This window comes from Rhodoblastus sp., from assembly GCF_019449565.1.
Taxonomy (GTDB): Bacteria; Pseudomonadota; Alphaproteobacteria; order Rhizobiales; family Beijerinckiaceae; genus Rhodoblastus.
Map to the genome: position 1 here is coordinate 20,702 of NZ_JAGRPM010000030.1, position 25,353 is coordinate 46,054.

Annotated in this window: 26 protein-coding genes; 12 read left to right on the forward strand and 14 right to left on the reverse strand. The window is 65.4% G+C overall.

Going from position 1 to position 25,353, the window contains the following annotated elements; translation table 11 throughout:
- Positions 1 to 78: 78 nt before the first annotated feature.
- Together QZ409_RS07155 and QZ409_RS07160 are read left to right on the forward strand one after the other, a co-directional pair.
- A complete protein-coding gene (locus tag QZ409_RS07155; protein ID WP_296708562.1) occupies positions 79 to 393 on the forward strand; it encodes a hypothetical protein in 315 nt (104 codons plus the stop codon).
- Positions 394 to 445: 52 nt separating this feature from the next.
- Positions 446 to 625 carry a hypothetical protein gene (locus QZ409_RS07160; RefSeq protein ID WP_296708564.1) on the forward strand — a complete coding sequence of 60 codons (180 nt, stop codon included), beginning with the start codon at positions 446 to 448 and terminating at the stop codon, positions 623 to 625.
- 29 nt (positions 626 to 654) lie between these two features.
- On the opposite strand, the gene kdsA is transcribed toward QZ409_RS07160, so the two are convergent.
- From kdsA to QZ409_RS07175, 3 genes are all read right to left on the reverse strand, one after another.
- Entirely contained in the window at positions 655 to 1,509 is an 855-nt protein-coding gene (kdsA, locus tag QZ409_RS07165) for a 3-deoxy-8-phosphooctulonate synthase (RefSeq protein WP_296708566.1), read from the reverse strand.
- Between the two features lie 11 nt (positions 1,510 to 1,520).
- The gene (locus QZ409_RS07170) at positions 1,521 to 2,159 is read right to left on the reverse strand and encodes a hypothetical protein (RefSeq protein WP_296708569.1); all 639 of its coding nucleotides are present in this window, start codon (positions 2,157 to 2,159) and stop codon (positions 1,521 to 1,523) included.
- Positions 2,160 to 2,231: 72 nt separating this feature from the next.
- The gene (locus tag QZ409_RS07175) at positions 2,232 to 2,750 is read right to left on the reverse strand and encodes a helix-turn-helix domain-containing protein (RefSeq protein WP_296708572.1); all 519 of its coding nucleotides are present in this window, start codon (positions 2,748 to 2,750) and stop codon (positions 2,232 to 2,234) included.
- 90 nt (positions 2,751 to 2,840) lie between these two features.
- Between QZ409_RS07175 and QZ409_RS07180 the strand changes: the two genes are divergently transcribed.
- Positions 2,841 to 3,293, forward strand: a complete 453-nt coding sequence (locus QZ409_RS07180; protein ID WP_296708575.1) for a hypothetical protein — start codon at positions 2,841 to 2,843, stop codon at positions 3,291 to 3,293.
- A gap of 7 nt (positions 3,294 to 3,300) precedes the next feature.
- Here the strand turns inward: QZ409_RS07180 and QZ409_RS07185 are convergent, their stop codons facing one another.
- The 3 genes from QZ409_RS07185 to tpiA form a co-directional block, all read right to left on the reverse strand.
- The gene (locus QZ409_RS07185; RefSeq protein WP_296708577.1) at positions 3,301 to 4,929 is read right to left on the reverse strand and encodes a CTP synthase; all 1,629 of its coding nucleotides are present in this window, start codon (positions 4,927 to 4,929) and stop codon (positions 3,301 to 3,303) included.
- A gap of 116 nt (positions 4,930 to 5,045) precedes the next feature.
- Entirely contained in the window at positions 5,046 to 5,438 is a 393-nt protein-coding gene (gene secG / locus QZ409_RS07190; protein ID WP_296708579.1) for a preprotein translocase subunit SecG, read from the reverse strand.
- A 159-nt stretch (positions 5,439 to 5,597) separates the two neighbouring features.
- Complete coding sequence (gene tpiA / locus QZ409_RS07195) at positions 5,598 to 6,344, reverse strand: triose-phosphate isomerase (protein WP_296708582.1); 747 nt, start codon at positions 6,342 to 6,344, stop codon at positions 5,598 to 5,600.
- A gap of 376 nt (positions 6,345 to 6,720) precedes the next feature.
- On the opposite strand from tpiA, the gene QZ409_RS07200 reads away from it, so the two are divergent.
- The 5 genes from QZ409_RS07200 to QZ409_RS07220 all read left to right on the forward strand — a co-directional run bounded on the left by QZ409_RS07200 (position 6,721) and on the right by QZ409_RS07220 (position 13,655).
- Complete coding sequence (locus QZ409_RS07200) at positions 6,721 to 7,248, forward strand: hypothetical protein (RefSeq protein WP_296708583.1); 528 nt, start codon at positions 6,721 to 6,723, stop codon at positions 7,246 to 7,248.
- 252 nt (positions 7,249 to 7,500) lie between these two features.
- Positions 7,501 to 9,411, forward strand: a complete 1,911-nt coding sequence (locus QZ409_RS07205; RefSeq protein ID WP_296708586.1) for a SurA N-terminal domain-containing protein — start codon at positions 7,501 to 7,503, stop codon at positions 9,409 to 9,411.
- Positions 9,412 to 9,424: 13 nt separating this feature from the next.
- A complete protein-coding gene (gene trpE, locus QZ409_RS07210) occupies positions 9,425 to 10,945 on the forward strand; it encodes an anthranilate synthase component I (RefSeq protein WP_296708588.1) in 1,521 nt (506 codons plus the stop codon).
- A gap of 36 nt (positions 10,946 to 10,981) precedes the next feature.
- Positions 10,982 to 12,661 carry a DEAD/DEAH box helicase gene (locus QZ409_RS07215; RefSeq protein ID WP_296708590.1) on the forward strand — a complete coding sequence of 560 codons (1,680 nt, stop codon included), beginning with the start codon at positions 10,982 to 10,984 and terminating at the stop codon, positions 12,659 to 12,661.
- Between the two features lie 73 nt (positions 12,662 to 12,734).
- On the forward strand, positions 12,735 to 13,655 hold the full coding sequence (locus QZ409_RS07220) for an AEC family transporter (protein WP_296708593.1): 921 nt from the start codon (positions 12,735 to 12,737) through the stop codon (positions 13,653 to 13,655).
- Between the two features lie 9 nt (positions 13,656 to 13,664).
- Here QZ409_RS07220 and scpB read toward each other — a convergent pair whose 3' ends face one another.
- The 5 genes from scpB to argS form a co-directional block, all read right to left on the reverse strand.
- Positions 13,665 to 14,330 carry an SMC-Scp complex subunit ScpB gene (gene scpB / locus QZ409_RS07225; protein WP_296708881.1) on the reverse strand — a complete coding sequence of 222 codons (666 nt, stop codon included), beginning with the start codon at positions 14,328 to 14,330 and terminating at the stop codon, positions 13,665 to 13,667.
- Positions 14,331 to 14,390: 60 nt separating this feature from the next.
- Positions 14,391 to 15,224, reverse strand: coding sequence for a ScpA family protein (locus QZ409_RS07230; RefSeq protein ID WP_296708596.1), 834 nt, complete (start codon positions 15,222 to 15,224; stop codon positions 14,391 to 14,393).
- 67 nt (positions 15,225 to 15,291) lie between these two features.
- Positions 15,292 to 16,302, reverse strand: coding sequence for a beta-N-acetylhexosaminidase (nagZ, locus tag QZ409_RS07235; protein WP_296708600.1), 1,011 nt, complete (start codon positions 16,300 to 16,302; stop codon positions 15,292 to 15,294).
- Positions 16,303 to 16,308: 6 nt separating this feature from the next.
- Positions 16,309 to 17,733, reverse strand: a complete 1,425-nt coding sequence (locus QZ409_RS07240) for an SPOR domain-containing protein (RefSeq protein ID WP_296708603.1) — start codon at positions 17,731 to 17,733, stop codon at positions 16,309 to 16,311.
- A gap of 69 nt (positions 17,734 to 17,802) precedes the next feature.
- On the reverse strand, positions 17,803 to 19,581 hold the full coding sequence (gene argS / locus QZ409_RS07245; protein WP_296708608.1) for an arginine--tRNA ligase: 1,779 nt from the start codon (positions 19,579 to 19,581) through the stop codon (positions 17,803 to 17,805).
- A gap of 277 nt (positions 19,582 to 19,858) precedes the next feature.
- Between argS and QZ409_RS07250 the strand changes: the two genes are divergently transcribed.
- Positions 19,859 to 20,884: a patatin-like phospholipase family protein gene (locus tag QZ409_RS07250; protein ID WP_296708612.1), complete on the forward strand. Its 1,026-nt coding sequence runs from the start codon at positions 19,859 to 19,861 to the stop codon at positions 20,882 to 20,884.
- Between the two features lie 33 nt (positions 20,885 to 20,917).
- Here QZ409_RS07250 and QZ409_RS07255 read toward each other — a convergent pair whose 3' ends face one another.
- Together QZ409_RS07255 and QZ409_RS07260 are read right to left on the reverse strand one after the other, a co-directional pair.
- On the reverse strand, positions 20,918 to 21,349 hold the full coding sequence (locus QZ409_RS07255; protein WP_296708616.1) for a CBS domain-containing protein: 432 nt from the start codon (positions 21,347 to 21,349) through the stop codon (positions 20,918 to 20,920).
- Between the two features lie 89 nt (positions 21,350 to 21,438).
- A complete protein-coding gene (locus QZ409_RS07260) occupies positions 21,439 to 22,221 on the reverse strand; it encodes a rhomboid family intramembrane serine protease (RefSeq protein WP_296708618.1) in 783 nt (260 codons plus the stop codon).
- A 431-nt stretch (positions 22,222 to 22,652) separates the two neighbouring features.
- Here QZ409_RS07260 and QZ409_RS07265 point away from each other — a divergent pair, with 431 nt between their 5' ends.
- Positions 22,653 to 23,273, forward strand: coding sequence for a PAS domain-containing protein (locus QZ409_RS07265; protein WP_296708623.1), 621 nt, complete (start codon positions 22,653 to 22,655; stop codon positions 23,271 to 23,273).
- 119 nt (positions 23,274 to 23,392) lie between these two features.
- Positions 23,393 to 23,998 carry a PilZ domain-containing protein gene (locus tag QZ409_RS07270; RefSeq protein ID WP_296708626.1) on the forward strand — a complete coding sequence of 202 codons (606 nt, stop codon included), beginning with the start codon at positions 23,393 to 23,395 and terminating at the stop codon, positions 23,996 to 23,998.
- Positions 23,999 to 24,064: 66 nt separating this feature from the next.
- Here the strand turns inward: QZ409_RS07270 and QZ409_RS07275 are convergent, their stop codons facing one another.
- Positions 24,065 to 24,595, reverse strand: a complete 531-nt coding sequence (locus QZ409_RS07275) for a gamma carbonic anhydrase family protein (RefSeq protein ID WP_296708629.1) — start codon at positions 24,593 to 24,595, stop codon at positions 24,065 to 24,067.
- 113 nt (positions 24,596 to 24,708) lie between these two features.
- On the opposite strand from QZ409_RS07275, the gene QZ409_RS07280 reads away from it, so the two are divergent.
- Positions 24,709 to 25,353, forward strand: coding sequence for a hypothetical protein (locus tag QZ409_RS07280; RefSeq protein WP_296708632.1), 645 nt, complete (start codon positions 24,709 to 24,711; stop codon positions 25,351 to 25,353).

Consider the following 25,353-nt stretch of genomic DNA (forward strand, 5'->3'; position numbering starts at 1 on the left):
CCGAACTGGTTCAGGCGGCATTCATGCGCTCCGCGCGAAACTGCCCCCAGATCGAAAGATCAATCGGGGAGATCCTCCATGTTTCGCGCGTTTGCCACCGCCATTCTTCTCGCTTCAGGCCTTGTCCTGAGCGCAGCGCCCGCTTCGGCACAGTATTGGGGCGACCAATCTGCTTCGGATCACGACCCGGGCGAACGCCAAGGCTGGGACCGGGACCAGGGCGAGCATCACAATTGGGAGCGCGAACGCAACAACGCCGCCAGATGGGGGCGCGTCGACGACGAAGAGCACGGCTGGGGCCACGATCGCGGCCATCATCACGGCTGGCGGCATCACTGGCGCGAGCGTGAAGATTGGGACCGCGACGGCCATGACGACGACGGCCCCTTTTGACTCTGCGACAGCCGACGCCTGATCCGCTAAACGGAACTGACGGGAGATATTGATGCTGAAATCACTTGTTGTCGCCCTCGCGCTGATCTGCGCGCTGCCGCTTGCGGCCGCGCCTGCCGAGGCGCATGGCTGGGGGCGCCATCACGGATGGGGCCACCATCACGGCTGGAATCGCGGCCATCATTATGGCTGGCGTCATCATCATAGCTGGCGCCATCATCATCACTGGTGAGAATGTTGCGGCGGCCTGTGCCGCCGCGCTCAGAGCCCCTTGCTGAGGCGGTCGAAGGCGATCAGCCTTTCGAGCAAAGCTGGCATCTCGCTGAGCGGGACCATGTTCGGCCCGTCGGAAAAGGCTTCGTCGGGCCGGTCATGGGTCTCGATGAACAGGCCCGCGACGCCGACAGCCACCGCAGCCCGCGCCAAAACTGGCACGAATTCCCGCTGGCCGCCTGAAGAGGTTCCCTGCCCGCCCGGCTGCTGCACGCTGTGGGTGGCGTCGAAAATGACCGGCGCGCCGATTTCCCGCGCCATGATTGGCAATCCGCGAAAATCCGTGACCAGCGTATTATAGCCAAACGAGGCGCCGCGCTCCGTCACGAGAACATCGGGATTGCCCGCGTCATAGATTTTCGCCGCGACGTTTTTCATGTCCCAGGGCGCGAGAAACTGACCCTTCTTGACATTGATGGGCTTGCCGGTCGCCGCCGCCGCCAGCAGCAGATCGGTCTGGCGGCAGAGGAAGGCCGGGATCTGTAACAGGTCCGCGACCTCGGCCACCGTCGCGCATTGCTCCTTCTCATGCACGTCAGTGACGACGGGCAGCCCGAACTCGCGCTTGACCTCTTCGAAGATCCGAAGCGCCGCGTCGAGGCCAACGCCGCGCCGGCCCGAGGCCGAGGTGCGATTGGCCTTGTCGAAGGAGGATTTGAACACGAAATCCATGCCGAGCTTTTCCGTCAGCGCGGAAAGTTGTTCGGCCATGAACAGGGCGTGGTCGCGGCTTTCCAGCGCGCAGGGACCGGCGATCAGCGCAAGCGGCAGATCATTGCCGAAATGCGCCGCGCGCGCGCCCGCGCCGATCGTGACATTCCCATGTTTCCGCGCTTCCGACATCCTGTCTCCAATCAAGCCTGCTCGAAGGCGACAGCGACGCCCTCGATAGTTTCGGCCAGCAACCGGCCCGCCTGCTGGCGCGGCGATAGGCCCTTCGCGCGCAATACCGCTTCCGTTTCGGCGAGGTCCTTGACCGCGAAAACAAGGCCGGCGACGCGAAAGCCTTCCGCCGCCGGCGCCACGCCGAAGCGAAAAGCGAAAGCCGGCGCGCTCAGGACATCGAGGCGCGTCCCGCCGTCGAGGCGGATTTCGAGCCCAGCCGAAGTCGCCAGCATTTCGCGCTGGCCGGTGAATGCCGACAAATATTCCGCATGATCGGCCGGACCATCGGCAAGAGCCGCGACGGCGCGAAGGCCGAGGACGCCATTGGGATGGCGCGGCGCCTCAGTCGCACGCGCCGCCGACAGCTCGAAGGAGGACGCGGCCGGGTCAGCCGGTGTCGCCGGCGCGGCGACTTCATCGGCGCTCAACCCGACCGAAGCCCGTCGCGCGGCCGCATCTTTCGACGCGACGAAGTCCAGCGCCACGCCGTCGGCCAGCGCAATGGCGGCGCCGCTTGCGTCGAGCGCAAAGCCCAGCCGCGCCCATGCCTGAGCGAGGTCTTGCGGGCGGGAGGCGGCGAGCGCGACGTGAACGAGTTTTCTCGGCATGATCCATTCGGCTTGGTTGGCGCCGGACCTTATCGGCCAATCGAAAGACGCAGGCAAGTTTTCACTCCGGCGTCAGTCGCCGGTTCCGGCGGCGCGCCGCGCGCTCAATATCCCGGCGACGAGTTTTGTTCCGGGCAGAGCCGCGCCGCCCGGGCCGGGCATGGCGGCGACATCCTCCGCGCCAAAGCCTTTGCCGCAGGCCGAGCAGACCAGCCTCGGCTGGAACTGGCAGCCGCAGCTCTTGTGGCGAAACAGGATCGGCGCGCCCTGTTCCGGCTGGGCCCAGCGGTCGCCCCAGGCCGTGAGCGCCAGCAGGATCGGAACGAGGTCCCGCCCTGCTTCCGTCAAGACATATTCGAAGCGAGGCGGACGCTCCTGATAGGCGCGGCGCTGGATCACGCCATTTTCCTCAAGCGCCTTGAGCCGCCGCGTCAGCAGGTTGCGCGACACGCCGAGGTCTTCCGCCAGCGCGTCGAAACGGCTCACGCCCAGGAAGAGATCGCGCAGCACGAGCGGCGTCCACCAGTCGCCGATCAGTTCCAGAGCGCGCGCCAGCGAACAGCGCATTTCCGCGAAACTCGTTCTTTCCATGCTCCCAATTTAGTGAGTTGCATCATTGAACGCAATCGGCCATTTTTGGGTTCATTCATTGAACCTTAACCATAATCTCCGGAAAAGCCGATGTTTCACGCCATTGCCCGGCGTCAGATCAACGCCCTTTTCGAGGCCGTCGGGCGCGCCGACGCAGCGCCTGTGCTGGTCGCCTTCGCCAGCCAGTTCACGCACAGCTTTCTGGGGCGCTCGGCTTTAGGCGGAACCCGCCATTCCCTCGCGGCGACAGGGCTCTGGTACGAGCGGCTCTATCGTCTTCTGCCGGGGATAAAATTCGATATAGCGACGATCACGCTCGCCGGCCCACCGTGGAACACTCTGGCCGTGGTCGAATGGCGCGAGAGCAATGACGGCGCGGACGGCGTGAAGACCGAGAATTTCGGCTGTCACGTCGCGCGGATTTCATGGGGGAAGATGGTGTCGCTGGCGATCTGCCCGGACACAGCGGGGCTGCAGACGACGCTCGATCGCCTCGCCACGGCGGGCTTCGCCGAGGCGCACGCCCCGCCAATCGAGGATTGAGCTTGGCTTACACCAGCCGGCTTTGCGCCTTGGCGGCGGCGATGAAGCTGGCGAAGAGCGGATGCGGCTCGAAGGGGCGCGATTTCAGCTCGGGGTGATATTGCACCCCGACGAACCAGGGGTGATCCGCAAGCTCCACTGTTTCGGGCAGGAGCCCGTCCGGCGACGTTCCCGCGAAGATCAGGCCGCAATTTTCCAGCCGCTCGCGATAACCCATGTTGACTTCATAGCGGTGGCGATGGCGCTCGGAAATATGGGTCGTCCCATAAATTTCGGCGATCTTCGAGCCGGGCTTGAGCGAGGCCGCATAGGCGCCAAGGCGCATGGTGCCGCCGAGATCGCCGCTGGCCGAGCGAATCTCCAGCTCATTGCCGCGCATCCATTCGGTCATCAGGCCGACGATGGGCTCCGGCGTCGGGCCGAATTCCGTAGACCCAGCCTGCTTGATGCCGGCAAGCGAACGCGCCGCCTCAATCACCGCCATCTGCATGCCAAAACAAATGCCGAAATAAGGCACATTGTGCTCGCGCGCGAAACCTGCCGCCGCGATCTTGCCTTCCGTGCCGCGCGCGCCAAAACCGCCCGGCACCAGAATGCCGTGGACATGCTCCAGATAGGGCGACGGGTCCTGATGCTCGAAGATCTCGGCCTCGATCCAGTCGAGATTGACCTTCACGCGGTTGGAAATGCCGCCATGGGCCAACGCCTCGATCAAGGACTTATAGGCGTCTTTGAGGCCGGTATATTTGCCGACGATGGCGATTGTGACCTCGCCCTCGGGATTATGCACCGCCTCCGTCACGGCGTTCCAGCGGCCCATGTCGGGGCGCGGCGCCGGCTCGATGCCGAAGGCCGCCAAAACCTCGTGATCAAGCCCCGCCGCATGATAGGCGCGCGGCACGTCATAGATCGAGGAGACGTCGAGCGCCTCGATCACCGCCGATTCACGCACATTGCAGAACAGGCTGAGCTTGCGGCGCTCGTCGGCGGGAATGGAGCGGTCGGCGCGGCAGAGCAGGATGTCGGGCTGGATGCCGATGGAGCGCAGCTCCTTGACCGAATGCTGGGTCGGCTTGGTCTTCACCTCCCCCGCCGAGGGGATGTAAGGCAGCAGGGTCAGATGGATATAGACGCAATGCTGGCGCGGCAGGTCGTTGCCGAGCTGGCGGATCGCCTCCAGGAAGGGCATGGCCTCGATGTCGCCGACCGTGCCGCCGATTTCAACCAGCACGAAATCATAGCCGGAATTGCCGTCGAGGATGAATTCCTTGATGGCGTTGGTGACGTGGGGAATCACCTGCACCGTGCCGCCGAGATAATCGCCGCGCCGCTCGCGCGTGATGATGTCCTGATAGATGCGGCCGGTGGTGATATTGTCCATGCGATTGGCCGAGCGGCCGGTGAAGCGCTCGTAATGGCCCAGATCAAGATCGGTTTCGGCGCCGTCGTCAGTGACGAAACACTCGCCGTGCTGATAGGGCGACATCGTGCCCGGATCGACATTGAGATAGGGGTCGAGCTTGCGCAGCCGCACCGTATAGCCTCGCGCCTGCAGCAGAGCGCCGAGCGCCGCCGAGGCCAGGCCCTTGCCAAGGGAGGAAACCACGCCGCCGGTGATGAAAATATACCGCGCCATCGCGAGGCCCTCAGCTTTGAGCGGGACGCGGCGCGGGGGCGCCGGTCGACCGTGGGGATTCCAATGGTTTCATTTAACCGAAGGGCCGGAAAACCGGCCCCTCGAAAAACGCGAACTTACTGCGACCGCGGCGGGGCCGGAACGGGTTCCGGCGCGGGCGGGGCCGTCTTCTCCAGCTGCTTCAGCTGATCGAGCACCGTGCCTTTCGGCTGATCGGCGCCCTTGGACTGATCGCTCGTCGAGGCCGGTCCGGCGGCTGGCGATTCGAAGATGGATTTGCTGGCGTGAGTGTAGGAGGCCAGAATGGTCAGCCCCAGACTGGTCATGAAGAACAGGGTCGCGAGGATCGCCGTCGCCCGGGTCAGCGCATTGGCCTGGCCCCGGCCCGTGAAAAACCCGCCGGAGCCGCCGCCCATGCCCAGCGCGCCGCCTTCGGAGCGCTGCAGCAGGACCACGGCGATCAGCGCCACGACAATGAGAAGGTGAACGACGATCAGAACCGTCTGCATATTACCGTCCTTGGCGCCGATCCGCTGGAAAAAGCCGCTTTCCGGCGGAAGGCTGTTGAGAAAGCTTGATAAACCACAAAAGCCGCCGCAAACCGGCGGCGGCGCAAGATTGGGCGGGTCTTAACGCAAAATTCCGCCCTTGGGAACCCCGCACAGGGCTCAGCCGTAAACCGAAACGATGCCCAGAAAATCCTTGGCGGTGAGGCTCGCCCCGCCGACCAGCGCGCCATTGACGTTTTCGACCGCCATCAGTTCGGCCGCGTTAGAGGCCTTGACGGAGCCGCCGTAAAGGATTCGCACCGCCGCGCCATGGTCCGGCAGCAGGTCGATCAGCTCGCGGCGGATGAAGCCATGGACTTCGGCGACATCCTGCGGGGTCGGCGTGAGACCGGTGCCTATGGCCCAAACCGGCTCATAGGCGACCACCAGATTTGCCGCCGTCGCGCCATGGGGCAGCGAGCCGGCCAGCTGGCCGCCGACGACAGCGAGCGTCTGGCCCGAATCGCGCTGGAGATGGGTCTCTCCGACGCAGACGATGGCCACGAGCCCGGCGCGCAGGGCGCCTTCCGCCTTGGCGCGCACGATAGCGTCGCTCTCGGCATGATCGGCGCGGCGCTCGGAATGGCCGACGATGGCGAATGTCGCGCCCGCGTCCTTGAGCTGCTCGGCGGAAATATCGCCGGTATGGGCGCCCGACGCCTTGGCGTGGCAGTCCTGCCCGCCAATGGCGAGCTTGCCGCCGGCCGCCGCGACCGCCCCGGAAATCAGGGTCGCGGGCGGGCAAATCAGAACGTCCGCGCCGGGCGTCGCCGCCGCCGCGTCGGCGATGGCGGAAATTTCGACCAGGGACGCATTCAAACCATTCATTTTCCAATTGCCGGCGGCGAGCGGACGGATCGTGGTCATGTCATTTCCCCCAATGTGCCGCGCTCCGATTAGCAGAGGAGAAAACCTTTGCACAGGGGACGAATTGCAGCAGGCTCGGCTCGCGCTTCGCCGCCCATGGCGCGGAACTTGCCTGATGAGAGGCGGGAGCTTCTCCGGCCACGCGGAAAGACCGCCAGTTTGGCGTCTCGCACAGGCCGTCCGTGCCGTCGCAGCAGGGTTTTACCCGTTTTGTCGGGAAAGCTCCACTATCCGCCATGACAGATTGGTCGCCGCCGACGCGAGGCTGGCGCGTATCCGCGCGCCTCAGGCCGGCCGCCGCCTCGATTCTCCCCGAATTCGCCTGCCGCTGACGTCTTGAATGTCTCAAGAAGAGCGGATTTCCCGAAAGCCGATCATGACCTCCATCGAAACCACCGCCTTCCAGCGTCTCGAAACTGAAGACCGCCTGGTGAAACCCGCCCATAACGGCCCGACCCATAGCGCGGGCCGATACGGCTTTCGCGGCGAAATCGCCCTGACCAAGGATCCGGAAGTGCTTCTGACCGCCGTTTTCGCGGCGTCGCAGGACGGAGTCGAAGGCCTTTCCTTCCTTGCCGGCCAGCTCGGCAGTTTCAGCGAATTGCCGACCCTCGTGACGGCGCTCGACGGCGCCCTGACTCCCGCTGGAAAATATTTCATCTATGTCGGCGACGTGAAGCGCGGCGACCGCTACCAGGTCACGTTCGGCGATTCGTCGCTTTACGTCCTGCCCTATGACGACGTCTCGGTTTATAACGAGCTGATCGACTTCCTTTATCTCGACAAGATGAAGATGAAGAAATTCGACACGGCCGCGAAAATCGACGCCATCGCCGATGGCGCCGCCAGCTATTCCGAAACCTTCCCCAAGGTCACCTATGAGGAAGGCCTGAACCGCATCTGACCCGCGACGCCTGCAAACCGTGTCCCCGCCGTCCGCGCCCCCTCGCGGACGGCGGGCTTGCGCACAGCGTGTCGGGGCGCATGGCCCCTGCCCGGCTCGACCGGATTCCCGTCGCCGCAAGCCGATTGCGGCGACGCTTTATTGGATTGCCTGCGGCGCTTTTTTAATGGATTGCCTGCGGCGGTTGGCGTTTCTATAGTCCCGCGCTCTCAGCCGCCCGTTCGAATCCGGCGCCAAAACAGGAAATGCTCCATGCTCGATGGTCTCCGGATCATGTCGAAGAATATTTTCGGCCGGACCCTTCTTGCGGTCTTCGCCGCGCTGATCGTGATCGGCTTCGGCTTTTTCGGCATTCGCGACGTGTTCACCAATTTCCGGGCCAATCAGCTGGCGACCGTCGGCGACGCGGAGATCAGCGTCGCGCAGTTCCGCAATGATTACCAGTCCGCTCTCCAGCGCGCGCAGCGTCAGGCCAAGCGCGCCATCACCAATGACGAGGCGCGCCAGATGGGGCTCGACCGCCAGGTCCTGTCGCAATTGCTCACCGGCGCCGCGCTGGATCAGGACTCCAAAAAGCTCGGCCTCGCCCTGTCCTCCGCCGAAATCGCCCGGCTCATCAAGGCCGAGAAAATGTTCGCCGGCCCCACCGGCGCCTTCGACCAGGCCCGCATGAACGAAATCCTGCGCGACAATGGCTATACCGAGGCCAGCTATCTCCGCGAGCAGCGCGAATTCGCCCTGCGCCAGCAGATCGCCGACGCCGTCACCGGCGCATTGAAAGCGCCTGAAGTCCTGCTCGCCGCCGTCAATTCCTTCACCAGCGAGACCCGCAAGGCGGAATACTTCGTGCTGCCCGCGCCCGATCTCGCCAAGGCGGCCGCGCCCACGGACGAGGCCGTGAAGGCCTATTATGACCTCCGCAAGGAAGGCTATCGCTCGCCCGAGTTTCGCAAGGCGAATGTGCTGATGTTGTCGCCGGCCGATGTCGCGAAGACGATACAGATTTCCGACGAAGCAGCGAAAAAGGTCTATGACCAGACCGCCGCGCAGCGTTTCATCGCCCCCGAAAAGCGCACGATCGCCCAACTGACCTTCCCCAGCGAAGCTGACGCCGCCAAGGCGCGGGCGCGTATTGATGCGGGCGAAAGCTTCGACGCCGTGGCCGCCGACAAGAATGCCGGCGGCGTGCTCGCCGACATTGGCGCGACGACCCGGGCCGCCATGTTCGACAAGGGCGTCGCGGACGCCGCCTTCGGCCTGTCGCAGCCCGGCGTGACGCGGCCGATTCCCGGCAAGTTCGGCGTGGTGCTGGCGAATGTTTCCCAAATTGAGCCGGGCGCGACCAAGCCGTTCGACGAGGTCAAGGAACAGATCAAGGGCGAACTCGCGCAAGCGCAGGCCAAGGGCGACACGCAGGCCTTGCATGACAAGATCGAGGACCTGCGCGCCTCCGGCAAGACGCTCGCCCAGGCGGCCGAGGCGCTCGGCCTGCAAACCCAGACCTATCTCACGGACGCCTCGGGCGCCGGCAAGGGCGAGGCCGGGCAACCCGGCGCGCCAATTCCCGCGCTCGCCGCCGCGCCCGAACTGGTCAAGGCGATCTTCGCCTCGGACGTCGGCGTGGACAATGAAGCCGTCACGCGCAAGGACGGCGGCTTCTCCTGGTTCGAGATCAACGCTGTCGAGACGTCGCGCCAATTGTCGCTGGACGACGTCCGTCCCTTGCTCGTCAAGGCTATTCAGGAGAGCGAGGCGCAAAAGGCTCTGGCCGCAAAAGCCAATGAACTGGCGCGCAAGATCGATTCGGGCGAAAGCCTCGCCACGCTCGCCGCCGCCAATAATGCGGCGGTCGAGCAGGCGTCCGGCGTCAAGCGCTCCGACGCGCCGGGCCTGGCGCCGGCCGCCGTGCAGCAGATATTCGGCACGCCGGTCGGCGGCGCCGGCGTCGCGCTGGCCGATCGCGGCGGACGCATCGTGTTCAAGGTGCTCGACGCGACGACGCCCCCGATCGACCTGAAAAGCCCCGTGCTGGCCGGGCTTGTCCCACAGCTGGATACGAGCCTGGCCGACGATCTGTTCAGCCAATATGTCTCCGGCCTGCAAACGCAACTGGGCGTGCGCGTGAACCAGACCGCGCTGCGCGCGGCTGGCGGGCAGGAATAAGGGGAACCGACGGATGTTTCTGCCCGAATATGACGCTTTCGCCGGGCGTTATGAGGCTGGCGAGCCGTCGCTGGTCAGTCTGCGGCTGGTCGCTGACCTCGAAACCCCGGTTTCCGCCTTTCTGAAGCTCTCGCACGGACGCGCGGGCGACGTCTTCCTGCTCGAATCCGTCGAAGGCGGCTCCGCGCGCGGACGTTACTCCATGATCGGGCTGGACCCTGACCTGATCTTCCGGGTGCAGGGCGGCAAGGCCGAGATCAACCGCGACGCGCGGCGCGACCGCGAGGCTTTCACTCCCTGCAAGGGCAAGCCGCTCGACGCCCTGCGCGCCCTGCTCGACGAATCGGCCATTCCGGCTTTTCCCGGCCTGCCGCCCATGGCGGCCGGCGTGTTTGGCTATCTCGGCTATGACATGGTGCGTGAGATGGAGCGGCTGGCCCCGGCCAAGCCCGATCCGATCGGCACGCCGGACGCTTTGCTGGTGCGCCCCACCCTGATGGCTGTGTTCGACTCCGTGCGCGACGAGATCTGGCTGGTGACGCCAGTACGCCCGCAGAACGGCGCCAGCGCCAAGGCGGCCTATGAAAGCGCCGTCGCCCGGCTGGAAGAAGCCGTCGCGACGCTGGAAGGCCCGATGCGCCACGAAGGCCAGGCCGCCGACGCCTTGCTGCTCCAAAGCCACCAGCCGGACTCCAACACCAGCGAAGCCCAGTTTCTCGACATGGTCGAGCAGGCCAAGTCCTATATCCGCGCCGGCGACATTTTCCAGGTCGTGCTGTCGCAGCGATTCACCTCGCCCTTCCAGCTTCCGGCCTTTGCGCTCTACCGGGCGCTCCGACGCGTCAATCCGGCGCCTTTCCTGTGCTATCTGGATTTCATGGATTTCCAGATCGTCTGTTCCAGCCCGGAGATCCTGGTGCGGGCGCGCGAGGGCAAGGTCACCATCCGCCCCATCGCCGGGACGCGCTGGCGCGGCGAAACGCGCGAGCAGGACGAGGCGCTGGAGCACGAATTGCTCGCCGACGAAAAAGAGCGCGCCGAGCATCTCATGTTGCTCGACCTCGGCCGCAACGACGTCGGCCGCGTGGCGGAAATCGGCAGCGTGAAGGTGACGGAGCAATTCGTCGTCGAACGCTACAGCCATGTCATGCATATCGTCTCAAACGTCGAAGGCAGGCTCGACGCGAGCCGCGACGTGATCGATGCGCTCAGCGCGGGCTTTCCCGCCGGCACGGTTTCCGGCGCGCCGAAAGTGCGCGCCATGGAGATCATCGACGAGCTGGAAATCGACAAGCGCGGCATTTACGGCGGCTGCATCGGCTATTTCGGCGCCTCCGGCGAAATGGACACCTGCATTGTTCTGCGCACTTCCGTGGTAAAGGACGGCAAGATGCATGTTCAGGCCGGGGCCGGAATCGTCTATGATTCCGATCCGGCGAGCGAGCAACGCGAATGCGTGAACAAGGCGCGCGCCTTGTTCCGCGCGGCGGAGGAAGCCCTGCGCTTCGCCTCAACGGCGAGGCGGGGGCAGTGAAGTCTCCGCACGAAACTCAAATAGATCGGTAGAAAATTGACTTTTGAAAACGCCAGCCCCGCGCTGGCCCGAGCGCTCGCGGCGCATGACTATCTGAAACCCACCCCGGTCCAGGCCGCCGTGATGAAGCCCGAGGCCGAGGGCCGCGACATTCTCGTCTCGGCGCAGACCGGCTCCGGCAAGACCGTGGCCTTCGGCCTCGCCATGGCTTCCGACCTTATTGGCGCCGGCGAAACTGTTCCCGACGTCGGCGCGCCGCTGGCCCTCGTCATCGCCCCGACCCGCGAACTGGCCCTGCAAGTGGCGCAGGAGCTGCGCTGGCTCTATTCGCAGTCCGGCGCGCGCATCGTCGCCTGCGTCGGCGGCATGGACCCCCGCGCGGAGCGCCGCGCGCTGGAAGCCGGCGCGACCATCGTCGTCGGCACGCCGGGCCGCTTGCGTGACCATCTGGAACGCCGCGCCCTCGACCTCTCGCGCCTCGCCGTCGCCGCGCTCGACGAAGCCGACGAAATGCTCGACATGGGCTTCCGCGACGATCTGGAATTCATCCTCGACGCCACGCCGGAAGGCCGCCGCACCCTGCTGTTCTCGGCGACCATGCCGAAAAGCATCGTCGCCTTGGCCCGGAAATACCAGCGCAACGCCCTTCGCATCGAGGCCGTGGGCGATGTGGGCGGTCACGCCGACATTGATTACCGCGCCGTCCGCGTCGATCCGCGCGAGACGGAAAAGGCGGTCATCAACCTCTTGCGCTATTACGATTCCCCGACCGCCATCGTGTTCTGCAACACCCGCGATTCCGTGCGCCATCTGCAAGCCAGCTTGCAGGAGCGCGGCTTCTCCGCCGCGCTTCTTTCCGGCGAACTCGGCCAGCACGAACGCAACCTGTCCATTCAGGCACTGCGCGACGGCCGCGCGCGGGTTTGCGTCGCCACCGACGTCGCGGCGCGCGGCCTCGACCTGCCGACGGTCGGCCTCGTCATCCACGCCGACCTGCCCCATGACGCGGAAGCCCTGCAGCACCGTTCGGGCCGCACAGGTCGCGCCGGGCGCAAAGGCGTAAGCGTGTTGATGGTTCCGCCCAAGGCGCGCCGCCGCGCGGAAAGCTTGCTGGCCCAGGCCAATGTCGCGGCGGAATGGGCTTCGCCGCCGACGGCCGACGACATCAAGCGGCTCGACCGCGAACGCATGGCGCGCGACGAGGCCTTCCAGAACGAGCTGACCGACGAGGAAAACGAGATCGCGGCCCTGCTGCTGGCCGAGCACGGCCCGGAAAAATGCGCCGCGGCGCTGGCGCGCCTGCTGCTCGCCCGCCTGCCACAGGCCGAAGAAGTCGTCGACCCGGGCGTTGGGCCGGACTTTTCCGCGCCCGCCAAGGGACCGCGCGCCGGAAAGGCCCCGCTGCCCGGCGCGGTCTGGTTCCGTCTCGACATTGGCCGCGCCAAGAATGCCGATCCGAAATGGATGCTGCCCATGCTGTGCCGCAATGGCGGCGTCACCCGCGCCGACATCGGCGCGATCCGCATCTTCCCTCAGGATAGCAAGGTCGAGATCGCGGGCGAGGTCGCGGAAACCTTCCTGAAGAACATGCGGCGGCCCGGCGGCGAAAACATCCGCGTCGAGCGGATCGGCCCTGCCGGCGACAGCCCGGCGCCGTCCGACTTTGGAAAACCCAAGGGCAAGAAGCCTTACAAAGGCTCCAAACCACATCAATAACTTGTCACAAGATACTGAGTTAGCTCGTCTTTAATCTTCACGCGGTCGCATGACGCCAGAAAGGAAGCTGAGCATGACGGTCGCCGCCCTCAATGCCCTGGCGCCGGTCGTCCTGCTCATTAGCCTTGGCTATTCCCTGAAGCGCTTCCGCGTTCTCGACGAGGCTTTCTGGCCGCAGGCCGAGCGTATCAGCTATTTCGTCCTGCTGCCGACCCTGTTTTTCCATGGGATGGCGACAGCGGATATTGGTGAGTTGCCGGCCGGCCGGCTCTCCTGCGCGCTCATCGGCTCGACGCTGGCGCTCTCCGCGCTGATCGTCGCGGCTCGCCCGCTGATCCGAACCGACGGCGCCGGTTTCACCTCGGTTTTCCAAGGCGGAATCAGGTTCAACAATTATATCGGCCTGATGATGGTCTCGGGTCTGCTGGGCACGAAGGGCATCGCCTATGCCGCCATTTGCAACGCCGCGCTTGTGCCGACCGTCAATGTCCTCGCGGTGCTGGTGTTCGCGCGCTACGGCGAAGTGCGGCTGTCGCCGCTCCATGTGCTGCGGCAAAGCGTGACCAATCCGCTTGTGCTGAGCTGCCTCGGCGGCCTCGCCTTTCATATGGCGGGCTTTTCACTTCCCTTCGGCGTTGAGCCGGCGATGAAGGCGCTGGGCGGCGCGGCTTTGCCACTTGGCCTGCTCTGCGTCGGCGCGGCTTTGCGCTTTTCGGGCATTGGCGGCTGGGCGCAACCCATTTTCGCCTCGTCGCTGTTCAAGTTTGCGGCGGCGCCCGTCATCACCTTCCTGGCCGTGCGAACTGTCGGGCTGCCATCGACACCCGCCTCCGTCGCCCTGCTCTACCAATCGCTGCCCACAGCCTCTTCAGCCTATATTTTGGCGCGGCAAATGGGCGGCGACGCGCCCCTGATGGCGGGCATCACCGCCGCCCAGACCATCATGGCCGCCGCGACCATGCCCCTCACGCTGGGGCTGCTGGCGTCGGGGTGATTGAAGGCCTCATTCCTCCGGCAGGTCGGAGGCGAAAGCCTCGTTCAGCGGCTCTTCGCCCAGAGGCTCCTCGTCTTCCAGCAACCCCGCGTCGTCGCGCGGTTGCGGCACGCCAAAGCCCTTGGGCAGGCGGCCGTCGAACAGGCCCGCCGCCTTGAGTTCGTCGAGGCCCGGCAGGTCGGAAATCTGCTCGAGGCCGAAATGCAGCAGAAAATTTTCCGTCGTACCATAGGTCACGGGGCGTCCGGGCGCGCGGCGGCGGCCGCGCAGGCGCACCCAGCCGGTCTCCAGCAACACGTCCATCGTGCCTTTCGACAGCGCGACGCCGCGAATATCCTCGATCTCGGCGCGGGTCGCTGGCTGGTGATAGGCGATGATCGCCAGCGTCTCCATGGCGGCGCGCGAGAGCTTTCGCGGCTCCTGCTGTTCGCGTTGAAGCGCCCAGGCGAGGTCCGGCGCGGTGCGAAACATCCATTTCTTGCCGACCCGCACCAGATTCACGCCGCGCGACACATATTCGGCCTTGAGATAGGCCAGAGCCGGGGCGAGCGCCGCGCCCTGCGGCAGGCGCTTGATCATTTCGTCCTCGCTCAAAGGCTCGGTCGCGGCGAAAATCAGCGCCTCGCACAGCCGCATGACCTCGCGCTGCGCTTCGTCGGGCGTTTCGCGGGCCAGATAAGCGGCGGCGTCGGCCGCCTTGAGGTCAAACAGGGACTCTTGATCCGCCAAACCCGGTCACTCCGCCGCGAGCGCCTGCCGGCGCCGAAGCCAGAGCGGCGCGAAGGCGCGGTCCTGCCGCAGGTCGATCAGCCCTTCCTTGACCATTTCTAGCGAGGCCGAAAAGGTCGAGGCGCGCACCGTGCGCGCCTGGGCGGGCGTGGCGACCCAGGCGATCAGATAATCATCGAGCGTCGTCCATTCCACCGCCATGCCGACGATCCGCTCCAGCGCCTCGCGGGCCTCGGCCAGAGACCAGACCTGCCGCGTCTTGAGCGAGACATGCGACAAGGCTTGTTTCTGCCGCTGTATGGCATAGGCGGAGAGCAGATCGAACAGACTCGCCCGATAGAGCGGCGCGTTGATGATGTCCAGCCCCTCCGGGGCGCCGCGCAGAAAAAGGTCGCGGCCAAGACGCGGGCGCTCGGTCAGACGCTCCGCCGCCGCGCGGATCGCCTGCAGCCGCTTCAGGCGCCGGGCGAGGCTCGCCGCCAGCTCCCGTGGGTCCGGCTCCTCCGCCTTGGGCGGCGCCGGCAGCAGCAGGCGCGATTTGAGATAGGCCAGCCACGCCGCCATGACGAGATAATCGGCTGCCAACTCAAGCCGGACGCGGCGCGCGGCCTCGATGAATTCGAGATATTGCTCGGCCAGCGCAAGGACGGAAATACGGCTCAGGTCAACCTTCTGGCGACGCGCAAGCTCAAGCAGCAGGTCGAGAGGGCCTTCATAGCCGTCCACATCGACCCGGAAATCCGCTTCGCCTTCCGCGCGTTCGTCGCCCGCCGTCTCGAATTCCGCCTCGGCCCTGTCAAGGCCGCCGGAGGCGACGCGGCCGGGGACGTTGTCGTTCACCCGCTCCATATATCGCTGTCTGCTCCACTCCGCTTGCGATGCGAATCAGGCTTTCAGCGTGGGCGAATCAGGCCAGAGCCGCAAGCGCCGAAAGCAGTTCCGCCCGCGCTTCCACAGGATCGAACCCCTCGGCGCCCGCAAAAGCGGCGGAAACCTGCGCCCGCGCCCGCTCGACGCGGTGCAGCGCCTTGCCCGCGAGGACGGGCGAGGCCTGGGCCACGGCGCCCGCTTCGGTCAAGTCGCCATTGCAATGCAAAGCAAGATCGACACCAGCCGCGAAGGCCCGCGCGGCGCGCTCGAAAAAGCGCCCGTCGAGCGCCTGCATGGAAAGATCGTCAGTCATCAGCAGGCCATCGAAGCCGATCTCGCCGCGTACGACCTCCTCGATCACCATGCGCGAATGCGTCGCCGGATGCGCCGGATCGAGCGCCTCATAGATCACATGGGCTGTCATGGCCGCCGGAAGTTCGGCATTGGCGCGGAATGGCGCGAAATCCGTCTCCAGTTCGGCGCGCGAGACATGCACGCGCGGCAGCTCGAGATGGCTGTCCGCCGTCGCGCGGCCGTGGCCGGGGACATGTTTCATCACCGGCATGACGCCGCCGGCCATCAAACCCTGCGCTGCGGCGCGGCCAAGCCGCGCGACATCGGCCGGATTGTCGGCATAGGCGCGATCGCCGATCACGCGATGCGATCCCGGCGCCGGCGTGTCGAGCACCGGCAGGCAGTCAACATCTATGCCCACAGCGCGAAGATCTTCCGCGATCAGACGCGCGCCAAGCGTTGCAAGGCGGGCGTCGTCGCCGGGAACCCGCCCGAAAGCGGCGGCGGCCGGATAGACCGGCCAATGCGGCGCGGTCAGGCGCTGCACGCGCCCGCCTTCCTGATCCACCAGCACGGCGGCATCTGCGCCGAGCAAGTCGCGGAAGGAGTCCGTCAAGGCCCGAACCTGCGCGGGGCTATCGATATTGCGCCGGAACAGAATCAGCCCCCACGGCCGCGCCTCCTTGAAGAAAGCGCATTCGTCGGGGCTGAGCTCAAATCCGGCGCAGCCGGCGATAAAGGCGTGAAAGGTCATGAGGCGTCAGTTTTTCGCCACAAAGCAATTCCCGCCCTGGGCCTTGATAGCCGTACACATGGACTTGGCGCTTTCCTCGGTCAGACGGCCGACGCGGACGCGATAGACAGTCTTGTCGCCGATCTTGGCCTGCACGAAGCTCGGGCGATGGCCCTGCAGCGCGCTGGAATATTTGGCCGAAAGCGAGTTCACCGCCGCGCGGGCCTCGGCTTCGCTCGGCGTTCCGGCGAGCTGGACGGCGAAGCCGCCGGCTTCGCCCGGCGCGTTCGCGGCGACCTTCACGGGCTGCTGCGGTTTGGCGGCGTCAGGTTTGGCGGCCTGCGGATGCGCCGGCGCCTTCAGGGCCGCCTCCGTGGTGGACGTGGCGCGCTCGGTCGTTTTCGGAGCGGGCGTCCGGGTCGAAGGCGCGGCGGCAGCGCTCGACGGCGGGGCGCCGGCGGCAAGCGACGGCAATGTGCGGGCGACCGGCGCCGGGGCGGCGGCGTTGTCGATGACTGTGCCATCGGCGCGCACCGAAACGGTCTTGACCTTCTTGGCCGTCGGGAAAATCGCGTCGGCGTGCTGCGGCTGGGCCGGAGCGCCGGTGGGCGAAGGCGGCGCGGGCGTATCCACGCCGGCCGCGCCGCCGACGACGCGGGCGTTCTTCACCGTCACGCCGAGATCGGCGGGCTGCTCGGAACTGCCGGCGACCTTGGAGACATTGCCGTTGCTCTTGCGGTCGAACAGGGCCTGGCCAGCGGGCGCAGCGGCGTTGTCGGACGCGGCCGGCTTGACCTTGGCGGGGTCGCTGTCGGCCTGGATCGTGACCACGTCCTGATTGGCGGATTTTCCGCGCAACGCCAGCGTTCCGCCAATAGTGAGAACGCCGAGGCCGAGCACGGCGCCCATGCCGAGCATCACCTTGCGCCGGAAGTCGGGCGGGGGCGGCGCGGAGGCCTGCTCTTCGAAAGCGGCGGGCCAGTCCTGCTGCCCCGAGGGCTGGGCCTGCGGCTCAGGCGCCCAGGCTGGCTCGGATTCCTGATAGGGTAGCGGCTCGGCCGCATAGGCCTCGGCCGGATGGCCATAGGCCTGCTGCGGCTGGGGCGCTTGCTGGGGCTGCGGCGCGTGCTGGGGCTGCGGCGCTTGCTGCTGATCCTCGAAATAAGGTTCGCGCAGGGAATAATGGCCAAAATCGCCCTCGGTCGCGGGAGCCGGATGCGACTGCTCGCGGCGAGCGTTATGGATTTCGGCTATCGCCGTCTGAGCGCGGAAAAGCGCCTCGAAGGGATCTTCCTTCTTGGCCATGCTCTCGCCGCCCACGAGGCGCGCGAGCTCCGCCAGGGGATCGCCACCCTCCGGACGGGATTGAGACGCGGGCGCGGCGGCGCGCAGGCGACGTTCGAACTCGTCCAGATCGACCTCCGGACGAAACTTGGCGGCAAACTCACCCATAGCCAACCCTCGCGATTAACACAAAGCGACGCGGAGGGAGCGCCCATCTCCAGAAGGGCTTACGCGCAACTAGCGCATCTCGTCCGGCGCTTTAACACCAAGAACAGACAATCCTGACGCCAGTATATTGATTAACCCTGTCACGAGACCGAGCCTGGCGCAGGTCAAATCTCTACGATCTTGATTAACAAAGCGTAATTGCGGCTGATCTTTGCCGCGATTCCAGTGCGAATGAAAAAAACTCGCAACGTCATGCAGGTAAAAAGCCAGCCTATGCGGCTCATGCGCAGCGGCCGCGCTCTCTATAAGGCGCGGATATTGCGCCAATAATTTGATCAGCGCCAATTCGTGCTCATCGTCCAGCAAGGCGAGGTCGGCCGCCGCGAGGCGCTGCGGCGTCAGGTCGAGATCGGGGAAAGCGGCCAGGGCCTGTCGCAGAACGGAACAGGCGCGCGCATGGGCGTACTGTACATAAAAGACCGGATTGTCCTTGGATTGCTCGATCACCTTGGCTAGGTCGAACTCCAGCGGCGCGTCATTCTTGCGATAGAGCATCATGAAGCGCACGGCGTCCACGCCGACTTCGTCCACCACCTCGCGCAGGGTGACGAAATCGCCCGAGCGCTTGGACATCTTCACTGGCTCGCCGTCGCGCATCAGCTTGACCATCTGGCACAGCTTGACGTCGAGCGAGACCCGGCCCTCGGACAGCGCCTGAACCGCCGCGCTCATGCGCTTGACATAGCCGCCATGGTCGGCGCCCCAGACGTCCACCAGGACGTCATAGCCGCCCTCGATTTTCTTGCGGTGATAGGCGATGTCCGATGCGAAATAGGTGAAGGCGCCGTCGGACTTTTTCAAGGGGCGATCGACGTCGTCGCCAAAGGAGGTGGAGCGGAACAGGGTCTGCTCCCGATCTTCCCAATCATCGGGAAGCTGCCCCTTGGGCGGAGGCAAACGTCCTTCATAAATCAAATCCTTGGCGCCTAAATCCTCAAGCGCTGCTTCAACATCGGACGGGCCTTTGGAGCTGTCGTGCAGGCTGCGCTCGGAGAAGAACACCTCATGCGTGATATTGAGCGCGGCGAGATCGTCGCGGATCATCTCCATCATCGCGGCAATAGCCGCCTCGCGCACCGGCTCCAGCCATTCGCCTTCGGGCTTGTCGCGCAGGGAATCGCCGAATTTCTGCGCCAGAGCGGCGCCGACCGGCTTGAGATAATCGCCCGGATAGAGCCCGTCCGAAATGGTCACGTCCTCGCCGAGCGCCTCGCGATAGCGCATGAAGGCCGAGCGCGCGAGCACATCGACCTGGGCGCCGGCGTCATTGATGTAATATTCGCGCGTGACCTCCGAGCCGGAGAACTCGATCAGGCTGGCGAGCGCGTCGCCGAACACCGCGCCGCGGCCATGGCCGACATGCATCGGCCCGGTCGGATTGGCGGAGACATATTCCACATTGACCTTTTTCGCGGCGACCCGACCTGAAGCGCCACGCCCGAAATCGCAGCCATCGACGATGATCTCGCGCAGGATGTCCGCGAAGACCCGCGTCTTGAGACGGATATTGAGAAAGCCCGGCCCTGCCACCTCGGCCTGATCGACGTCCGGCTCCTGTGTCAGCTCATAGGCCAGTTCAGCCGCGAGCTGGCGCGGGTTCGGGTAAAAAGCCTTGGCCTCCTTGGCGAACACCATGGCGGCGTTGCAGGCCAGATCGCCCATGCTCGCGTCGCGCGGCGGCTCGACGACAAAACGCGCCGGATCGAGGTTCTCCGGAAGGCGGCCCTCCTTGCCGAACCGTCCGAGAATGGCGGCGATGCGGTCATGGAATTCGGCGTAAACATTCATCGGGCGGCCTCGGAAACGACATTCGAGGCGGGGCTAACGCAATTCGTGGCGCGCGTCAAAGAATCCCGCTCATTTCAGCGGAACCTTTGCCGTCCGCTGACATTTATTAAAAGGCCCCCATATTAGGGAAAACGGCGCATTAAGCTTTCCGAAATGTGTCGGGCGCAGCCTCGTCGTTTACCGTAGGGCCACAAAAAAAGAACATCCCGGCTCGGCGGCGCAATTTTTGCGGGGCAAGCGCCAATCCAGGCGGAATGTTTCAATTGAGGACCGGCCCATGTTCGGTTTTAATTGGAAGACGTTCGAAAAATCCGGCGAAAGCTTCTCGGCGGCCAGCGGCGGCGGAGCAGCGACGACGCGAAGACGCCCGCGCATAGGCCTGGCGCTCGGCTCCGGCGCGGCGCGCGGCTGGTCCCATATCGGCGTTTTGCAGGAGCTTGAGGCGCGCGGCGTCCCCATAGACGTCATCGCCGGGGCCTCCATCGGCGCGGTGGTCGGCGGCTGCTTTTCGGCGGGCCGCCTCTCCGCGCTCGAAGCTTTCGCCCGCTCGCTGACCAAGCGCCGGGTGTTCTCCTTGATGGACCTGTCCTTTTCCGGCGTGGGCATGATTTCAGGCGGCAAGCTGCGCGACGAGCTTTCGCGCGAGTTGGAAGGCCGGCGGATCGAGAACCTGCCGATTGTCTTCGGCGCCGTCGCCACGGAAATCGGAGCCGGCCACGAGGTCTGGCTGCGCCGGGGCGACCTTGTCTCGGCCATCCGCGCCTCCTACGCCATGCCCGGCGTGTTCGAGCCGCTTTGCATCGACAATCGCTGGCTGTTCGACGGGGCGCTGGTCAATCCGGTGCCGGTGACCCTGTGCCGGGCGCTTGGCGCGGAACTGGTGATCGCCGTGAATCTGGTCGGCGATTCCGCCTATCGCGGCTCCCTGATCGCGGACGCCGCCGGCATGACCCCGGAACACAAGGAAAGCGCCGAGCCTGCCCCCCTGCCCAAACATGCATCGGAAGCGCGGCAATTGCACCGTCAGTTCGGGCGCCGCGCCAATGGCGCGCCGGGCATGGCCGCCGCCATGCTGGACGCCTTCAACATCACGCAGGACAGGATCGCGCGGTCGCGGCTCGCGGGCGACCCGCCGGACGTGCTGATCAGCGCGCGCCTGTCGAAGATCGGATTTTTCGACTTTCACCGCGCCGACGAATTGATCACGTTGGGACGCGAAGCGGCGCGGCGAGCCCTGAACGACATCGAGGACGTCGCGGCGCTGGAGCACCAGAGCCGCGAACCCGCCAAAACAACGCCCTGAGCGCCGCCCGCCTCTCGCGAGGCGGCGTCGCGATCAGGCGGTCGCGATATATTCACGCATGGCGCGATGTTCGGATTCGATCGCGTCCAGCCGATGTTTGACGACGTCGCCGATCGAGACGACCCCCGCGAGCCGGCCATTGTGAATCACCGGCAGATGGCGGAAGCGGCCTGCGGTCATCTGCTCCATGACCGAGTCGATCGCCTCGTCCATGCGGGCGGTGACCACCTTGCTGGTCATGAATTTGGACACGGAGTCCTGCAGGACGGCGACGCCATGGCGGCCGACCGCGCGAACGATGTCGCGCTCTGACAAGATACCAAGCACTTCGCCGTCGCCGCCGGTGACAATCACCGCGCCGATGCCTTTTTCGGCAAGAATGGCGGCGGCTTCCTGCATCGTCCGATGCGGCTGAATTGTGGTCACGTCGTGACCCTTGCTGGCGAGAATGATTGCGACGCTCATGGATATCCTCCGGAATGGTGCGGGTTTATTCCCGTCTTTCCCGCAAGGATGCTCCGGTTCGCCGTCAAGCGCAAGCGAAGGCTGGGCGCTCAGCTCTTGCGCCTTTGGTCGAACAGCGGCGCGAGCAGCACGCCGGCGAGGAAGCCGCCGATATGGGCTTCCCAGGCGATCGGCGCCTGCGAGACTCCGAAGCTCTGCGCGCCAAGGCCGACCAGGAGGTTGGAGACAAACCAGAACACCACGAAAGCCAGCGCCTGCCGGTTCGCCAGCATGGCGCGGAAGGAAGCGAGCGGCGGCGGCTCCGGCGGCGCATCGGTATCCGGGCGGGCGAAGCCTCCGGGTTGGAACACGAAGCGCGCCGCCGCGCCCATATAGGCCGAGATCGCGGCGGAGGCGCCCACCATCGGCGTCGCTTCGGTCAGATGCAAAGCGAGATAGACGCCCGCCCCTGCGACGGCGCCGGCCACGCCCAGCAGCAGGAAATTGGCCGAACCGAAGCGCCGGGCCACCGGCGAGCCGAAGGCGGCCAGCCAGACGCAATTGAAAATCAGATGAGTCTTGTCGCCATGCAGGAAGGCGTAGGACAGCGGCGTCATCCAGACCTGGTTCGGGGGGGCGTAGGTCAGGAAGAACTGGCCGATCTGGGCGTCGAGCTCGGACTCGCGGGCAAGCTGGGTGAGGTGATCCAGCACGGCGCGCTGATCGATAAGAAAGCCGAACCGCGCCGGCACGAAGCCATAGGTCGCCACGATCCCGACATCGGCTTCCGGCGACAGCAGCGCGCGGGCGATGTGGATCAGGATCAGGACAGCGAGAAGAATGACGACGACGAAGGGAATATTGAAGATCGGCTCGCGGGCGCGTTCGCGCATCTCGGAATGGTTCCCTTCTCGCGGCAAACAGAAAGGGGAGAGCTGGAGCGAGCTCTCCCCTTCTGCGACGGCGTTAACCGTCATGCTTGTGCGGCGTGCTTGCGGTCTCGTCCGCGATCCCGGCGCTTCGACTTCCGCCTCTCCCGAGCAAGAGCGCGGCGGCGTCGAAATTGGCCAGAAACCAAGCGTAGGCGTTTAGCTCGAACGTCGCGTCACCCGGGTCGCTTATCCGCCGCCGCGTCGTTCGCATGAGAATATATTGCCAAAGTCCTAACGTCTTTGCAACATGAGCAATTCATTAAGCTTAACGGCGGCCGGGGAAAGCGCGGCCCCGGCCCGAACTTCGCACTGTCGGGAAAGACAACGGTCGTAACCGGGATTCCGGCCAGCAATCGATCACAATCGACCCAAAAAAGAACAAGGGCGAAAAAATGAGACAGGCGGCCACGCAAGAGCTCTATAGCTACTGGAACCGGCTGCGCGGCGCGCGCCTGTCGCCGGAGCGCGAGGAAATCGACCCCTCGGCCATCCGGCATATCCTCGCCGACACCATGATCCTCGAAGTGGACGACGCGCGCCAGTTCCCGGTCCGCATCTCCGGCACGCGGCTCAATGCGTTGTTTCTCGACGAACAGAAGGGTCGCTCGTTTGTCGATTTGTTTGCGCCCGGAGACAGGCTGGCGGCGCGGGAGATGATTTCCGCGGTCATCGACGGGGTGCGTCCTGTCGTCGCAGGCCTCACCGCAGAGCCCGATGACGCGCGCGCCATCCATCTCGAACTCTTGCTGCTGCCGCTCCGCCACCACGGCAAAACGCACGCCCGCGTGCTGGGCATGCTGACTCCAACCGCTCTCCCCGCCTGGTTCGGCCTGCGCCGAGTCAACTGTCTCGGACTCTCGGCCATGCGCTTCGTCGGCGATGAGCAGGCCGCCATGCCGACCATGCTCGCGAAACGCGAGGGCGGCGACGAATTTCGGCCAAGCGATCTCGCCCGCCGCCCCAAGGCGCGGCGCCATTCCTTCTTTCTCATCCCCGGCGGACGCGAGGATTGAAGCTTGCGCGAAGCTTGGCGCCGAGCCGAGGATTAATTCCGAAAGCTCGGCAGTAACAATGAATTAACAGGCTGGATCCTATAGTTACCGGCAACATTAGCGACAGTCCGGTCAGCCCTATGCAATTACAGCGGAAATTGAGCGCCAAGCCGCAGGAGCGCCGCCGACATGCGCGGGTGAAACTTGCGCTGCTCGGACGCTACATGCTCGAGGACCGCCGCGAGTTTCCCTGCCAGACCATTGATATTTCCGTTGGCGGCCTGGCCCTCACTGCGCCCGTCGCCGGCGCCGTGGGCGAACGGGTCGTGGCCTATTTCGACGCCCTCGGCCGCATCGAAGGCGTGATCGTCCGCCAGTTCGAACATGGCTTCGCCATGACGGCGCTGCTTCCGTCCGCCAAGCGCGAGAAGCTGGTCAACCAGCTGACCTGGCTGATCAACCGCAAGACGCTTGGCCTGCCCGAGGACCGCCGCCACGAGCGCATCGTGCCCAAGGAAGTCAATACGGTTATCCGCCTCGGCGACAAGACCTCCTTCCCCGCGAAAATCGTCGATATTTCCGTTTCGGGCGCGGCCGTCACCTGCGCCAAACAGGGCCGCATGGGCGCCATGATCCAGATCGGCCGCCGTCGCGCCCGGATTGTGCGCGTGTTTGATCACGGCATGGCGCTGGAATTCGCGCTCCCGCTGTCGTTCGACCAGTTCGACGAAAACGTCATTTTGTGACAAAACGGTGCGGGACTTCGCCCGCGCCTATGCTGTGAGCGCGCGAACGCCCGCGCCTTCGCCGACTTAGTCGATCTTCACGAGCCCCGCGGCATAGCGGCGGCCATTCTCGACATAATGCCGCGCGCTCTTCAGCAGCCGCTCCGTCGCGGAAGGGTCGATCTGCTTCACGACCTTTGCCGGCGCGCCGACGATCAATGAATAATCGGGAAACTCCTTGCCCTCCGGGACCAGCGCATTGGCCCCGACGATGCAGAACTTGCCGATCTTGGCGTTGTTCATGATGGTCGCGCCCATGCCGATCAGGCTGCCCTCCCCGATCGCGCAGCCATGCAGGATGACCGCATGGCCGATGGTGACGTCCGGGCCGATCGTCAGCGGGCAGCCCATGTCCGTGTGCAGCACCGACAGATCCTGGACATTGCTCCGCGCGCCGACGTCGATCCATTCATTATCGCCGCGCAGGGTCGCGCCGAACCAGACATTGGCGTCCTCATGCAGGCGCACCCGGCCGATCAGATTGGCGTCTGGCGCGACGAAATAGCGGCCTTCGGGCGGCAGTTCCGGCGAAACGCCGTCGAGCGAATAAAGACTCATCGATCAAGACTCCCTTGCCAAGCGCAAGATAATCGGCTCCAAGATAAAGGGCTAAATCCAAAAAGCCCGCGCTTTTTCTTCCGCCTTTGGGCTGCCCCTACCGCACGATCCGCTTGCGCAAAACTCTTCTCATTCTCGGGCTCGCGCCCAGCGTCCTGATGATCGTCGGCCTCGCGGTCTGGCGCTTCTGGCCTGCGCCGCCGCCCTCCGAGACGCTGACCTTCGACATCGGCGGCCAGCGCCTGCGCTTCGCCTCGCCCTATGTCCGCCTGCCGGAAACCATCGAGCCGGACCGCGTCGATCTGGTGGTGCGGGCGCCGGATTTCGCGCCCGCCGCCGCGACTCCTGCCCGCCTGCCCGCCGCCGGCGAAGTCGACGACAAGGGCCGCACGCAGATTTTCCTCACCCTGACCCCCGCCCCGAAACTCGACCGGAACGCCCCGCCCGCCGAACGCTATGCGCCTTTTCTCGCCCCCGAGGCGCAGGTGACAGAAGGTGGCCTGCTGCGCCGTCGCTTCGAGGACAATTCGCCCTATGCCGGCGAAGAACTTTATCTGTCGCCGCCGGATGGCGAGGTTTTTTTCGCCCGCTGCCAGCGCCCGCGCATTCCCTCCGACGGTCTGCCCGACGCCTGCCTCAGCGAATTTGGCGCCGACGGCCTCATGATCCAGATGCGCTTCGACCCGGTCTGGCTGGCCGATTGGCAGCATCTGCGCGCCAACGCTCTGCAATTGGCGCATTCGGCCAAAGCGCCTTAA